The sequence below is a fragment of the Pseudomonas trutticola BRTCR10 genome, from assembly GCF_056155105.1.
The window spans coordinates 1,790,860-1,803,926 of record NZ_CM149552.1 but is presented as its reverse complement, the minus strand read 5'-3'; the positions used below and the strand labels follow the sequence as shown (position 1 = coordinate 1,803,926).

The 13,067-nt window shown below is 58.6% G+C and carries 15 protein-coding genes; 9 read left to right on the top strand and 6 right to left on the bottom strand.

The features are described 5' to 3' along the window. Nucleotides 1-10 precede the first annotated feature (10 nt). The 5 genes from ACVVH8_RS08055 to ACVVH8_RS08035 all read right to left on the bottom strand — a co-directional run bounded on the left by ACVVH8_RS08055 (nucleotide 11) and on the right by ACVVH8_RS08035 (nucleotide 5,428). Complete coding sequence (locus ACVVH8_RS08055) at nucleotides 11-1,099, bottom strand: flagellar basal body P-ring protein FlgI (protein ID WP_103305340.1); 1,089 nt, start codon at nucleotides 1,097-1,099, stop codon at nucleotides 11-13. A gap of 27 nt (nucleotides 1,100-1,126) precedes the next feature. Next, complete coding sequence (gene flgH, locus ACVVH8_RS08050; protein WP_213027923.1) at nucleotides 1,127-1,822, bottom strand: flagellar basal body L-ring protein FlgH; 696 nt, start codon at nucleotides 1,820-1,822, stop codon at nucleotides 1,127-1,129. Nucleotides 1,823-1,874: 52 nt separating this feature from the next. After that, a complete protein-coding gene (gene flgG / locus ACVVH8_RS08045; protein WP_103305338.1) occupies nucleotides 1,875-2,660 on the bottom strand; it encodes a flagellar basal-body rod protein FlgG in 786 nt (261 codons plus the stop codon). Nucleotides 2,661-2,705: 45 nt separating this feature from the next. Continuing rightward, nucleotides 2,706-3,446, bottom strand: a complete 741-nt coding sequence (locus ACVVH8_RS08040) for a flagellar basal body rod protein FlgF (RefSeq protein ID WP_103305337.1) — start codon at nucleotides 3,444-3,446, stop codon at nucleotides 2,706-2,708. A 419-nt stretch (nucleotides 3,447-3,865) separates the two neighbouring features. Further along, nucleotides 3,866-5,428 (bottom strand): sigma-54-dependent phenylalanine hydroxylase transcriptional regulator PhhR, encoded by a 1,563-nt coding sequence (locus tag ACVVH8_RS08035; protein ID WP_008085977.1) that lies wholly within the window; start codon nucleotides 5,426-5,428, stop codon nucleotides 3,866-3,868. A 372-nt stretch (nucleotides 5,429-5,800) separates the two neighbouring features. Between ACVVH8_RS08035 and phhA the strand changes: the two genes are divergently transcribed. From phhA to ACVVH8_RS08005, 6 genes are all read left to right on the top strand, one after another. Continuing rightward, entirely contained in the window at nucleotides 5,801-6,592 is a 792-nt protein-coding gene (phhA, locus tag ACVVH8_RS08030; RefSeq protein ID WP_475229409.1) for a phenylalanine 4-monooxygenase, read from the top strand. A gap of 117 nt (nucleotides 6,593-6,709) precedes the next feature. Continuing rightward, nucleotides 6,710-7,066: a 4a-hydroxytetrahydrobiopterin dehydratase gene (locus ACVVH8_RS08025; RefSeq protein WP_003222798.1), complete on the top strand. Its 357-nt coding sequence runs from the start codon at nucleotides 6,710-6,712 to the stop codon at nucleotides 7,064-7,066. Continuing rightward, the gene (locus tag ACVVH8_RS08020) at nucleotides 7,066-8,259 is read left to right on the top strand and encodes an amino acid aminotransferase (RefSeq protein WP_475229407.1); all 1,194 of its coding nucleotides are present in this window, start codon (nucleotides 7,066-7,068) and stop codon (nucleotides 8,257-8,259) included. Before ACVVH8_RS08025 ends, ACVVH8_RS08020 begins: the two co-directional genes overlap by 1 nt. 363 nt (nucleotides 8,260-8,622) lie before the next feature. Continuing rightward, nucleotides 8,623-8,754 (top strand): hypothetical protein, encoded by a 132-nt coding sequence (locus ACVVH8_RS08015; RefSeq protein ID WP_256583563.1) that lies wholly within the window; start codon nucleotides 8,623-8,625, stop codon nucleotides 8,752-8,754. A gap of 69 nt (nucleotides 8,755-8,823) precedes the next feature. Continuing rightward, complete coding sequence (locus ACVVH8_RS08010) at nucleotides 8,824-9,006, top strand: hypothetical protein (RefSeq protein ID WP_315446249.1); 183 nt, start codon at nucleotides 8,824-8,826, stop codon at nucleotides 9,004-9,006. A gap of 102 nt (nucleotides 9,007-9,108) precedes the next feature. Next, complete coding sequence (locus ACVVH8_RS08005; protein ID WP_475229405.1) at nucleotides 9,109-10,308, top strand: MFS transporter; 1,200 nt, start codon at nucleotides 9,109-9,111, stop codon at nucleotides 10,306-10,308. Here ACVVH8_RS08005 and arfB read toward each other — a convergent pair. Then, nucleotides 10,305-10,718, bottom strand: a complete 414-nt coding sequence (arfB, locus tag ACVVH8_RS08000) for an alternative ribosome rescue aminoacyl-tRNA hydrolase ArfB (protein ID WP_475229402.1) — start codon at nucleotides 10,716-10,718, stop codon at nucleotides 10,305-10,307. The two genes, ACVVH8_RS08005 and arfB, sit on opposite strands and share 4 nt — an antisense overlap. A 258-nt stretch (nucleotides 10,719-10,976) precedes the next feature. On the opposite strand from arfB, the gene ACVVH8_RS07995 reads away from it, so the two are divergent. The 3 genes from ACVVH8_RS07995 to ACVVH8_RS07985 all read left to right on the top strand — a co-directional run bounded on the left by ACVVH8_RS07995 (nucleotide 10,977) and on the right by ACVVH8_RS07985 (nucleotide 13,025). Continuing rightward, on the top strand, nucleotides 10,977-11,474 hold the full coding sequence (locus ACVVH8_RS07995; protein WP_475229400.1) for a hypothetical protein: 498 nt from the start codon (nucleotides 10,977-10,979) through the stop codon (nucleotides 11,472-11,474). A gap of 127 nt (nucleotides 11,475-11,601) precedes the next feature. Further along, nucleotides 11,602-12,090 carry an SUKH-3 domain-containing protein gene (locus ACVVH8_RS07990; RefSeq protein WP_475229398.1) on the top strand — a complete coding sequence of 163 codons (489 nt, stop codon included), beginning with the start codon at nucleotides 11,602-11,604 and terminating at the stop codon, nucleotides 12,088-12,090. Between the two features lie 506 nt (nucleotides 12,091-12,596). Continuing rightward, a complete protein-coding gene (locus tag ACVVH8_RS07985; protein ID WP_213027914.1) occupies nucleotides 12,597-13,025 on the top strand; it encodes a hypothetical protein in 429 nt (142 codons plus the stop codon). The last annotated feature ends 42 nt before the right edge of the window (nucleotides 13,026-13,067 follow it).

Below are 13,067 nucleotides of genomic sequence, written 5' to 3'. Positions count from 1 at the left end.
ATGGTCGGCCTCAGATCACAATCAGGTCGGCTTGCAACGCGCCGGCCTGCTTCAATGCTTCAAGAATCGCCATCAGGTCACCCGGTGCTGCGCCGACCTGGTTCACCGCACGGACGATCTCGTCGAGTGTGGTGCCAGGGCCGAACTTGAACATCGGCTTGGCTTCCTGCTCGGCATTCACCCGCGAGCGCGGCACAACCGCAGTCTGGCCGTTGGACAACGGGCCCGGCTGACTGACGATCGGGTCTTCGGTGATGGTCACGGTCAGGCTGCCGTGGGTCACGGCGGCCGGCGACACTTTCACGTTCTGGCCGATGACAATGGTGCCGGTCCGCGAGTTGATGATGACTTTCGCCACCGCCTGCCCCGGATCGACTTCGAGGTTTTCGAGGATCGACAGATAGTCGACGCGCTGGCTCGGATCGAGCGGCGCAGTCACACGGATCGATCCGCCGTCGATGGCTTGCGCGACGCCAGGACCGAGCATGTCGTTGATCTTGTCGACGATGCGCTTGGCCGTGGTGAAGTCGGAACGGTTGAGGTTCAGCGTCAGGCTGTTGCCCTGGTTGAAACCGCTCGGCACCGAACGCTCCACCGAGGCACCGCCAGGGATACGACCGGCCGACGGCACGTTAACGGTGATCTTCGAACCGTCACGACCCTCGGCATCGAAACCGCCGACCACCAGGTTGCCCTGAGCGATGGCGTAGACGTTGCCGTCGATACCCTTGAGCGGGGTCAGCAACAGGGTGCCGCCGCGCAGGCTCTTGGAGTTACCGATCGAGGAAACGGTGATATCGACCTGCTGACCCGGTTTGGCGAACGCCGGCAGATCGGCACTCACCGACACCGCCGCGACGTTTTTCAACTGCACGTTGCCCGAGCCCGGCGGTACTTTGATGCCGAACTGCGAGAGCATGTTGTTGAAGGTCTGCAGGGTGAACGGAGTTTGCGTCGTCTGGTCACCGGTGCCGTTAAGCCCGACCACCAGGCCGTAACCGATCAACTGGTTGGAGCGCACGCCGGAAATGCTGGCGATATCTTTCAGCCGCTCGGCTTGTGCATTGAAGGCCGCCGACAACATAACGGCGGCCAGCATGAGGCTCTTGAAATTCAACGTAGCCACCTAGAAAGGGAACAGCGGGCTGAGGAAGAAACGGTCGAACCAGCCTGGCTGACTCGCATCGGCGAACGAACCGGTGCCCGAGTAGGTGATGCGTGCATCGGCGACACGGGTCGACGACACGGTATTGTCGGTGGCGATGTCATCCGCGCGCACCAGACCGGCAATGCGCACCAGCTCATCACCGGTGTTGAGGGTCATCCACTTCTCGCCGCGCACGGCGATGATGCCGTTGGGCAATACGTCAGCCACGGTCACAGTGATCGAACCGGTCAGGGTGTTGCCCTGCGCGGCCTTGCTGTCACCCTTGGTCGCACGGTCGCCGCTGTAGCCGACGTCCAGGCTCAGGTCATTGCCACCCAACGGGTTGTTGGTCACCGCGCTGCCGCCGAACAACGAAGTCAGGCCGATGCCGGTCTTGCTGTTCTTGGCCACTTGCGAGTTGGCGTTTTTGCTCGCCTGGGTCTTCTCGTTCAGGGTGATGGTGATGATGTCACCGACCCGGAACGCCTTGCGGTCGCTGTACAGGTTCTGTTCGAACCCGGCCTGATAGATCGAGCCGTTATTGGCCGCAGCCGGCAACGGCGTGCGCGGCAACACCGGGGCGTAGTAAGGGTCATTGGGCTTGGGCGTCGGAGCGACGCAGCCCGCGAGCGAGACGACTCCACTCAATGCCAGAACAGATACGAAGCGATTCATGACCCTACCTCACGGTGTTGCAGGCGACCTCATGGCCGCCTCATAGACTTGATTACAGATTCTGCGTTACGAACGAGAGCATCTGGTCGGCGGTGGAAATCACCTTGGAGTTCATCTCGTAAGCGCGCTGAGTGGTGATCATGTTGACCATCTCTTCAACGGTGCTGACGTTGGAGGTTTCCAGGGTGTTCTGCAGCGTGGTGCCGAAACCGTTCAGGCCCGGAGTACCGACTTGCGGCGCACCGGAAGCAGCGGTTTCGAGGAACAGGTTGTTACCCACGGCTTGCAGACCGGCCGGGTTGATGAAGTCGGCGGTTTGCAGGTTGCCGATCACCTGGGCGGCAGGGTTGCCGGCAACGGAGATCGACACGGTGCCGTCGCGACCCACAGTGAAGGTCTGGGCATCGTTCGGAATGACGATGGCCGGTTCCAGAGCGAAACCGCTGGCGTTGACGATCTGGCCGTTGGAGTCGAGGTGGAAAGTACCGTCACGGGTGTAGGACGTGGTGCCGTCCGGTTGCAGGATCTGGAAGAAACCGCGACCGTCGATGGCCATGTCCAGCGGCTGCTCGGTGGTTTGCAGGCTGCCGGCGGTGAAGTTTTTCTGCGTGCCGACGATGCGCACACCAGTACCCACTTGCAGACCCGACGGCAGTTCGCTGTCCTGGGTCGACTGGGCGCCTGGCTGACGTTTGATCTGATACAGCAGGTCCTGGAACTCGGCGCGGTCACGTTTGAAACCCGTGGTCGAGACGTTCGCCAGGTTGTTGGAAATGGTGGTCAGGTTGGTGTCCTGAGCGGACAGACCAGTTTTGGCAACCCATAGAGCCGGAAGCATTCGATTCTCCTCGTGCGCCTGTTTTACGGCGCGACGTTCTGATAATTAGCTGATCTGCAAGACCCGAGCCATGGCCTGGTCGTCGTCTTTGGCGGTGTTCATCATCTTGACGTGCAACTCGAACTGCTTGGCCAGAGCCAGCACCGAGGTCATCTCTTCCACGGCATTGACGTTGCTCGATTCCAGGAAACCCGACACCAGTTTGACGTTGGCATCGGCCGGCGCAGGCTGGCCGTCCTTGGTGTAGATCGAGCCGTCGAGGCCCTTGTTCATGTTCTTGATGTCCGGGTTGACCAGTTTGATCCGGTCGACTTCCGCCATGACGCGCGGGCCTTCGCCCATCGCACGAATACTGATGGTGCCGTCTTCACCGACTTCGACCTGCTGCTCGGGCGGCACGGCGATCGGACCGCCATTGCCCATCACCGGCATGCCGTTGCCGGCACGCAACACGCCGAGGGCGTCGATATTGAGGCTGCCGGTGCGCACGTAGCTTTCGCCGCCGTTGGGGTTCTGCACGGCGATGAAGCCGTTGCCGGTCACCGCGACGTCGAGGTCACGCCCGGTCTGTACCAGCGAGCCGGGAGTGAAATCAGTGGCGGGCCGTTCGCTCATGGCAAACGCGCGCGCCGGAAAGCTGTCACCGAACACCGGCATCGAACGCGCCTGCTCCAGGTCGCGCTGAAAACCGTTGGTGGAGATGTTCGCCAGGTTGTTGGCATGAGCCTTCTGCGCCAGCGCGTTCTGGCTGGCGCCGGTCATTGCCACATAAAGGTACTTGTCCACACTCTTTCCTCTGCATGCCGGACGTTTGCCGCCCACCGCTGTACTGCTGAGCCATAAGCAATTTGCAGACCAACTTTTTTCTGGCGGCTCGCGACCCGGTAAACAAAGGACTTGGGGGATTTTGCGGGGATCGGGGAAATGTATCGAAGTCGAAAAACCGGCGGTGTCATGCCGCTAGGCGGCAATCCCGATCTCGGGCTGGGCGAATAACCCTGTGGCGAGGGGATTTATCCCCGATGGGTGGCTAAGCCGCCCCGATACCGATGAATGCGGTTCAGCTGATACATCAAGTTAAGCGGCCTTGGGGCTGCTTCGCAGCCCATCGGGGATAAATCCCCGATGNCCCCCCCCCCCCCCCCCCCCCCCCCCCCCCCCCCCCCCCCCCCCCCCCCCCCCCCCCCCCCCCCCCAGGGGTCCACTTAGCTTTCAGGATCTTTGCCCACTTCATATTCGCGGAGTTTGTTGGCGATGGTGGTGTGCGAAACTCCCAGCCGCTTACCCAGTTGCCGACTGCTCGGATGCTCTGAATACAGTCGCTCCAGCACCGCTTTCTCAAACCGCCCGACAATCTCGTCCAGCCCACCCTCCAGCGAAAAATCGCCAAGCGGCTGACGCACGCCGTAATCCGGCAGGCGGATATGCTCAGCCTTTACCGTGCCGCCATCACACAACGAAACCGCCTGAAACAGCACGTTCTCCAACTGCCGCACATTGCCCGGCCAGTGGTAATGGCTGAGCCGATCCATCGCCGCCGGCGCGAGTTTCGGCAGCGAACAACCGATCTGCCGGCTGGCCTGATCCAGAAAGTGCTCGACCAATGGCGTCAAACCGTCGAGGCATTCGCGCAGCGGGGGAATATGCAGCGAAAGCACATTCAAGCGGTGATACAGATCCTGGCGAAACTCGCCACGCGCGCACAACTCGGACAAGTCGACCTGGGTTGCGCAGATCACCCGTACGTCCAGATAAACCTCTTCATCACTGCCTACACGACGGAAGCAACCGTCCTGCAGAAAGCGCAGCAATTTCACCTGCAAGCGCGGACTCATTTCACCGACGCCATCGAGAAACAACGTGCCGCCCGCCGTCAGTTCCAGTAGCCCGAGCTTGCCTTCCGCCCGTGCACCTTCGAAGGCACCCGGGCCGTAGCCGAACAATTCGGTCTCGGCCATCGACTCCGGCAGTCCTGCGCAGTTGAGCGCCATCAACGGCGACTGCCCACGCGGACTGGCGAGGTGACAGGCACGCGCCAACAACTCCTTGCCGGTGCCGGTTTCGCCTTCTATCAATAACGGCGCATCCAGCGGCGCCATGCGCCGCGCTTCGCGCACCACCGCCGCCATGACTTTCGAGCTCTGGAAGATGCTGTCGAAGCCGCGCAACTCCTGCTTGCGCACGTTATAGATGCGCTCACCGACGCGGTCGGCGCGGTGCAAGGTCAGCACTGCACCGGCCATGGCTTCGCTGTCGTCGTGTTCGGATTGCAGCGGCGCGATGTCAGCGAGAAAGATGTCGCCCTTGACCTTGACCCGCATGCCGTTGATTCGGGATTTATTGGCGCGCACCAACTCCGGCAAATCGAAATCCTCGGCATAGCGCGACAGCGGAATCCCCGGCACTTCATCGACCCGCACGCCGAGCAATTGCGCCGCCGCACGGTTGGCGGCAACGATCGAGCCGCCCATGTCGATCGACAACACCGGGAATTCCAGCGCACCGAGCAGCGCATTCAACTCCATGTGCCGACGCTCGCTCGGCATCAGCCCTACCCGCTTGACGCCGAACACCCCGGCAATCGCTTCGAACTTCGGCCGTAGCGCCTGGAACTGGATGTTGATCAGGTTCGGGCAATGCAGATAGATCGCGTTGCCATGCTCACCGCCGACCTCGCCGCGCGCGACGTTGATCCCGTACGCCACCAGCAGATTGAGGATGTCGCGCAGGATGCCGATGCGGTTCTGGCAGTGGACTTTGATGCGCATATAAATGACCCGTGAAGACAGTAATACCTGTAGGAGTGAGCCTGCTCGCGATAGCGGTGGGTCAGTTGATATTGATGCTGACTGATACACCGCTATCGCGAGCAGGCTCACTCCTACAAGGGAACGGCGCCGGACTTTTCTGTCGAGGGGCGCAGATAGTTGTCAAGATTATGTGACAGCCATTGGCCTTTTCAAACCCGAGAATCACCGCAAACGCGAGATATCCGCCAAACCGTAACGATAACTTTACGAATTAAAGAGAAATTTCCTACGCGCAGGCCATTCAACCTGCTGCACATCAACACGCTCTCAGGTAATTCTGAATCCATCGCTGGACATAACAAGAACGAATTCCCCTAGCAGGAGAGCAGTATGAAGCAGACGCAATACGTGGCCCGCGAGCGCGATGCGCAAGGTTTTATCGACTACCCCGCCGAAGAACATGCGGTGTGGAACACGCTGATCACCCGTCAACTGAAAGTGATCGAGGGTCGTGCGTGCCAGGAATACCTGGACGGTATCGAAAAACTCGGTCTGCCCCACGACCGCATTCCGCAGCTCGGCGAGATCAACAAGGTGCTCGGCGAGACCACCGGTTGGCAGGTCGCCCGTGTCCCGGCGCTGATTCCGTTCCAGACTTTTTTTGAATTGCTCGCCAGCAAACAATTTCCGGTGGCCACGTTTATTCGCACCCGTGAAGAACTGGACTACCTGCAAGAACCGGATATTTTCCACGAGATCTTTGGTCACTGCCCGCTGCTGACCAACCCGTGGTTCGCCGAATTCACGCACACCTACGGCAAACTTGGTCTGCAAGCGACCAAGGATGAACGCGTGTATCTGGCGCGGCTGTACTGGATGACCATCGAATTCGGTCTGGTCGACACCCCGCAAGGCAAACGCATCTACGGCGGCGGCATCCTGTCTTCCCCCAAGGAAACTGTTTATTCCCTGTCGGACGAGCCCGAGCATCAGGCCTTCGATCCGCTGGAAGCCATGCGCACGCCGTATCGCATCGACATTCTGCAACCGCTGTACTTTGTCCTGCCGAATCTCAAGCGCCTGTTCGACGTGGCTCATGAAGACATCATGGCCATGGTCAAGCAAGGCATGCAGTTGGGTCTGCACGCGCCAAAATTTCCGCCGAAACCGAAAGCGGCGTGAACCGTCGCTTTTAGTGACAAGTGAGTCTGTCAGTCGTCGCGGCTTTGGTTTAGCGTGACGGCATTGACGTCCGTAACAGCTCTTATAAAAAAGACACCCGATCTCAGGAATCCAACCATGTCCACTTTGAACCAAGCCCACTGCGAAGCCTGCCGCGCCGATGCGCCACAAGTCAGCGACGAAGAACTGCCGATCCTGATCAAGCAGATCCCTGACTGGAACATCGAAGTACGCGACAGCATCATGCAGCTGGAGAAGGTCTTCCTGTTCAAGAACTTCAAGCACGCGCTGGCCTTCACCAACGCCGTCGGCGAGATCTCCGAGGCCGAGGGTCATCACCCGGGCCTGCTGACCGAGTGGGGCAAAGTCACCGTGACCTGGTGGAGCCACTCGATCAAAGGCCTGCACCGCAACGACTTCATCATGGCCGCGCGCACTGACGAAGTGGCCAAGACCGCAGAAGGACGCAAGTAATGCACTTTGACGCCATCGGCCGGGTACCCGGCGACCCGATCCTCGGTTTGATGGAGGCGTATGCGCAGGACAGCAACCCGCGCAAGTTCGACCTCGGCGTTGGCGTCTACAAGGATGCCCAAGGCCTGACGCCGATCCCGGAAGCGGTGAAAATCGCCGAAGCGCGGCTGGTGGAAAGCCAGGACACCAAGACTTACATCGGTGGCCACGGCAATCCGCTGTTCGGCAAAGTCATCAACGAGTTGGTGCTCGGCGCCGACTCGAAGTTGATCGCCGAACAACGTGCCGGCGCTACCCAGACGCCGGGCGGTACCGGTGCCCTGCGTCTGGCCGCTGACTTCATCGCCCAATGCCTGCCGGGCAAAGGCGTATGGCTGAGCAACCCGACCTGGCCGATCCACGAAACCATTTTTGCGGCGGCCGGGGTCAAGGTCAGTCACTACCCATACGTGGGCAGCGACAACCGCCTCGACGTCGATGCCATGCTTGCCGTGCTCAATGAAGTACCGAAAGGTGATGTGGTGCTGCTCCACGCGTGCTGCCACAACCCGACCGGTTTCGACCTGAACCACGACGACTGGCAGCGCGTACTCGACGTGGTGCGCAGCCGCAATCTGCTGCCGCTGATCGACTTTGCCTACCAGGGTTTTGGCGATGGTCTGGAGCAGGATGCGTGGTCGACCCGCTTGTTCGCGGCAGAGGTACCTGAGCTGCTGATCACCAGTTCCTGCTCGAAGAACTTCGGCCTCTATCGCGACCGCACCGGTGCGCTGATCGTCTGCGCGAAAACCGCCGACAAGCTCATCGACATCCGCAGCCAACTGGCCAACATTGCCCGCAACCTGTGGTCGACACCACCGGATCACGGTGCAGCTGTCGTTGCAACCATCCTCGCCGATACAGAACTGAAAGCTCGCTGGGCCGACGAAGTCGAAGCCATGCGTTTGCGCATCGCCCAGCTACGCAGTGGTCTGGTGGAAGCGCTGGAGCCACACGGTTTGCGCGAACGTTTTGCGCACATTGGCGTGCAACGCGGGATGTTCTCCTACACCGGCCTGTCGCCGGAGCAGGTAAAACAGCTGCGCGAGCATCACAGCGTGTACATGGTCAGCTCGGGTCGGGCCAACGTGGCCGGCATCGATGCCACGCGTCTGGCGCTGCTGGCCGAAGCCATCGCCAACGTCTGCAAGTAACACCGCAATACTCTGCAGGAATTGCCGCAGGCTGCGATCTTTTGATTTGATCGTTCCCACGCTCCGCGTGGGAATGCAGCCCAGGACGCTCTGCGTCCCAACAGCGGACGCAGAGCGTCCTTTGAGGCGTTCCCACGCAGAGCGTGGGAACGATCAACACACACTGCCTTCGCGAGCAGGCTCGCTCCCACATTTGGTTTCGGCTATGGCCCAGTCTTTTGCTTTTCGCTCTCCCTGCGGCCATCTGTCGCATTAATTTGAATTAAAAGTCTGATTGTCATTTTTCCTCCTGTATCCTGCGCAGGCTTTTTCAGAAGCGCGGATCTACCAGATCTATCAACAGACTTAGCGAGGAGCGCAACCATGCACGAGATTCCTAATCTCCCCTTCCCAAGCCTGCACGTACCTGAGCAGACGACCACGCAACAAGCCGGTGCGGGGCAGCCCGAGCCGCAAGAAGCCGTTGAGAGCCGCCCGGCCGACAACGAAGAGTAAGGCCCGTCGTACAGACCGTGTGGAAAGCGCTAACATGCGCTTTCCACACTGCCTGAAACCGAGCCTGCCATGACCGACGAATTCTCCGAAAGCCAAGCCGCCGTCCTGATCGGCGCCACCGAGAAAATGATCGAGATCTGGACCCGCCTCTCTCCTGAGAAACAAGCCGCTCTGCTCGCCCGCTTCGGCAGTGAAGAAAACGCCCTCGCCGCGCTGGTCACCACACAACTGGTCGCTCCGGCCAAATCCTGAAGCCGCCGCCCGACAAATAGTTTTACTTTTCCCGCCTCAGATTGTTTCGCGCCGGTATCATGAGCAGCCTATCTATTCTGCTCTCCCCGTGGATCGTTACCCATGTCGTTCTCTAAGTCAGAGCCCCAGCGCCCCCTGGCGGTCACGCTGCAAGTCGTCTCCATCGTCCTCTTCACCTTCATCGGCTACCTGAACATCGGCATTCCCCTCGCGGTTCTGCCGGGTTACGTCCACAGCGACCTGGGCTTCGGTGCGGTAATCGCGGGTCTGGTGATCAGCGTGCAATACCTCGCGACCCTGCTCAGCCGCCCGTACGCCGGCAAGATCATCGACAACAAGGGCAGCAAGCTCGCAGTGATGTATGGTTTGGCCGGCTGCGGTTTGAGCGGAGTGTTCATGCTGATTTCCGCGTGGACACCGAACATGCCGATGCTCAGTTTGATCAGCCTGTTGATCGGCCGACTGGTGCTGGGCAGCGCGGAAAGCCTCGTCGGCTCCGGCTCGATCGGCTGGGGCATCGGCCGTGTGGGCGCGGCGAACACCGCCAAGGTGATCTCGTGGAACGGCATCGCCAGCTATGGCGCACTGGCGGTCGGCGCACCGTTCGGGGTGTGGCTGGTCGGCCAACTGGGTTTGTGGAGCATGGGCGTCAGCATCATCCTGCTGGCCGCGCTGGGCCTGTTACTGGCATGGCCAAAAACCGCCGCACCGATTGTTGCCGGTGAGCGCCTGCCATTCATGCATGTGCTCGGACGCGTGCTCCCCCACGGTTGCGGGCTGGCCTTGGGCTCAATCGGTTTCGGTACCATCGCGACCTTCATCACCCTGTATTACGCCACTCGGCACTGGGACAACGCGGTGTTGTGCCTGAGCCTGTTCGGCGCCAGTTTCATCGGTGCGCGACTGCTGTTCGGCAACCTGATCAACCGCCTCGGCGGCTTCCGCGTGGCGATTGCCTGCCTGTCAGTGGAGACCCTAGGACTGTTGCTGCTGTGGCTGGCACCGGACGCGCATTGGGCACTGGCCGGTGCGGCGTTGAGCGGTTTTGGCTTCTCGCTGGTGTTCCCGGCGCTGGGCGTGGAGGCGGTGAATCTGGTGCCGGCGTCCAGCCGTGGCGCGGCGGTGGGTGCGTACTCGCTGTTCATCGACTTGTCGCTGGGGATCACTGGGCCACTGGCCGGGGCGATTGCGGCGGGATTCGGGTTTGCTTCGATCTTCCTCTTCGCCGCCCTCGCCTCGCTGAGTGGATTGGCCTTGAGCGTGTATCTGTATAAACACACCGCCAAGTATCGCGAGGACTAGAAATCCACCTTGCCCCGCCCGGCCTTGATGCTGCCGCGCTTGGTCTTCGACTCAAGCCGACGCTTTTTTGAACCGAGGGTCGGCTTGGTCGGACGGCGTTTCTTTTCAACTTTGGTGGCGCTGAGAATCAGCTCGACCAGACGCTCCAGCGCATCGGCGCGATTGGCTTCCTGCGTGCGGTATTGCTGAGCCTTGATGATCAACACGCCATCGCTGGTGATGCGACTGTCGCGCAGCGCCAGCAGCCGCTCCTTGTAGAACTCGGGCAAGGACGAGGCCTGAATGTCGAAGCGCAGGTGCACGGCGCTGGAGACCTTGTTGACGTTCTGCCCCCCGGCGCCCTGGGCGCGAATGGCCGTCAATTCGATCTCGGCATCCGGCAGATGCACGTTATTGGAAATTACCAGCATGGAAAAGCGTCCGTATTCAGAACGCGCAGGATACCGCGAATAGCCAGAACGCGATCGCATTACAAGAGTACGCAACTTCTTGCGCACTTTGATGCGGTTTACTACAGCAAAAATTGAACAAGCTCTTCGGCCAGCGGCGCCCCTCCATGCCCCGTAATGGCCATATCATGGCTGGCATGAATCTTGATTCATGTTAAAAATTGAAGCGTAATTGACGCGGCTAGCATCAGCCCCCCCCGCAAAAGTGAAAACCCGGTCATGGAAGAGATAAGGAAGTCGTTATATGCCGCAGAAGGAAAAGGAGCGCGCAAGCGAGTCATGGCGCTTGCTGATGACTACGATCGGCTGACACTGAGTCATGAGATCTTTCCTGAGAAATGTCTGAATTTCATTATTGAAATTCTCTCGACAGACGCATTTTTCAATAAGCCTGGCGCAGATTTTTTCATAATAAAGATTTCATCGGATATGAACAGGCTCTCGGCAATTCAAAAGCAGGCATTGCTCGATGCCATTCGGAGCAACTATTCCAGATATGCAGTTATGGAATTCTGCTGGACTGTCGGCGATATGCTCGCGCGGCACTTTGATCGCACATCTGTCATCAGGGTATTTAAGTCAGTCTTTGACCAAGCGACAGCAGAGGGGAAAGAAGGTATTGCACTTGGGCTGGACATTTTCGCAAGGCATTCGAAGCGAGATCCGGGTGTCATGAGGCAAATCCAACGGATTTTATACAGCAGGCCGGCACACTGACTTTGACCATGCCCCATGAAAAACTCATCTTGATCAGGGTTATGGAAGAGGCAGCGTTTCTGCAAATGGAAAAATCAAAAAAGCATGACGCATTGCGGGTCAGATCTATCATGAAGCAGGTTTACCGATGACACTTATTGCCCAGCCCGGACCTTCGCTGATCGAGTTTCCTGACACTCTGCGCCCTCTGTTCCTGGCCGCTGGCTGGCCCGCGACTCTCGCAGAACCTTTGCCGGACTTCGTCCCGCCCGAGCACCCGGCCGCCGCACTGCTCGGACAACTCGCCGGCCTGCAGGTGGGGAAGTGCGGTAGAGGCGAAGACTGTGCTACCAGCGATGTCGCCTTTGGCACCTTTGAACACCTGCATGACAGCGAAGACTTCCTGGCCTGGCAGCAACGCCTGGGCAGCACTTTGGTAAGCATCGCCGAGATCGATCACGGTCACGCTGCGCTATTGATGGACGAGCAGCAGCGCTGCTATGTCTTGAGCATGATTCATGACGGTTTCTGGCTACAAGGTCGAACCTTCGTCCAGGCCATGGAAACCCTGGTGTTTGGGCGCAAAGCCGGTGAACAGGTCGCGCTGGCCACGCCCGGCGCCGTGCCCGCCATTTGAGTTTCTTTATGAAAGCCATCGTAGACACAGGATCAATATATGCATCGAAGGCTGCGCGGATCAGTCTTGATGAATCATGTGATGCAATATGGTATCTGGCTACAGGATATCGTCACGAGTTGATCTTCGAACCTCTGGCACCGATTTTTCTTCAATATAATGTATACGCAGTACTGGCTGCCGAACTCGAATCCAGTAGTGTTATTGCGGAGAAACTAGGTCGAGGATCTCTCCGATACTCGCTGCATACTGATCCACGGCCTCCCGGAACAGATTATTGAATTCTCAGAACTTGCAAACTCCTTGAAACAAGCCGACGCTGACATGACACCCACACCAAAAACCAGAGAATTCTTGCTTAAAATTCCATTTTCAAGAAGACCTACTTTTCAGCGGTAAAAATCAGACAGCTAAAGAATCGGAATACTGGAAAGCCGTACTGAGCGAACGACCCAATAGAACCTTTTTGCAATGCACCGCCCATAGCGGCAGGTAGGGAAACCAAATTGAACAAGATTGACTTCAAAAAATACAACATGAACGGCATCATTCGATCAAACAACAGTTCAATTGCGCACAAACATCAACTCACCTTTTTTCTTAAGGTATTGCACGCCCTGAACATCAAGTTTGCCAATTGCAAGCATGACCCTATGCATCTGGCTCAAGAATACATTGATGGAAAAATCACCACCAAAATATTAAAAACAGAGTCATCTATTTGGTGGGCGAAAATCGATGAGCACGAGGCAATACGCAACTTTCGTGAACGTAAAAATCTGATGGCAAGACTGGCGTTATGTTTATTGATGAGTGAGAGGGAGGATATCTCTGAACTCGGAGATGATCTATCGTGGTTCCTGGAGGTTCTCGGATTCCTGGGTGCTGGCATGAAGCCGACCGAACTTATGATCGAGTATTTTGACTTCCGCTGACGGCTACGAAAAAACCTATCGCGCTTTCGCGGAGCAAGTGAA

Coding starts and splice junctions, on each gene's coding strand:
- ACVVH8_RS08055 (WP_103305340.1), bottom strand. CDS start 1,099: ATGCTGGCCGCCGTTATGTTGTCGGCGGCCTTCAATGCACAAGCCGAG.
- flgH (WP_213027923.1), bottom strand. CDS start 1,822: ATGAATCGCTTCGTATCTGTTCTGGCATTGAGTGGAGTCGTCTCGCTC.
- ACVVH8_RS08010 (WP_315446249.1), top strand. CDS start 8,824: ATGACCGACGAATTCTCCGAAAGCCAAGCCGCCGTCCTGATCGGCGCC.
- ACVVH8_RS08035 (WP_008085977.1), bottom strand. CDS start 5,428: ATGCGCATCAAAGTCCACTGCCAGAACCGCATCGGCATCCTGCGCGAC.
- ACVVH8_RS07995 (WP_475229400.1), top strand. CDS start 10,977: ATGGAAGAGATAAGGAAGTCGTTATATGCCGCAGAAGGAAAAGGAGCG.
- ACVVH8_RS08020 (WP_475229407.1), top strand. CDS start 7,066: ATGCACTTTGACGCCATCGGCCGGGTACCCGGCGACCCGATCCTCGGT.
- ACVVH8_RS08025 (WP_003222798.1), top strand. CDS start 6,710: ATGTCCACTTTGAACCAAGCCCACTGCGAAGCCTGCCGCGCCGATGCG.
- ACVVH8_RS07990 (WP_475229398.1), top strand. CDS start 11,602: ATGACACTTATTGCCCAGCCCGGACCTTCGCTGATCGAGTTTCCTGAC.
- ACVVH8_RS08005 (WP_475229405.1), top strand. CDS start 9,109: ATGTCGTTCTCTAAGTCAGAGCCCCAGCGCCCCCTGGCGGTCACGCTG.
- flgG (WP_103305338.1), bottom strand. CDS start 2,660: ATGCTTCCGGCTCTATGGGTTGCCAAAACTGGTCTGTCCGCTCAGGAC.
- ACVVH8_RS08015 (WP_256583563.1), top strand. CDS start 8,623: ATGCACGAGATTCCTAATCTCCCCTTCCCAAGCCTGCACGTACCTGAG.
- phhA (WP_475229409.1), top strand. CDS start 5,801: ATGAAGCAGACGCAATACGTGGCCCGCGAGCGCGATGCGCAAGGTTTT.
- arfB (WP_475229402.1), bottom strand. CDS start 10,718: ATGCTGGTAATTTCCAATAACGTGCATCTGCCGGATGCCGAGATCGAA.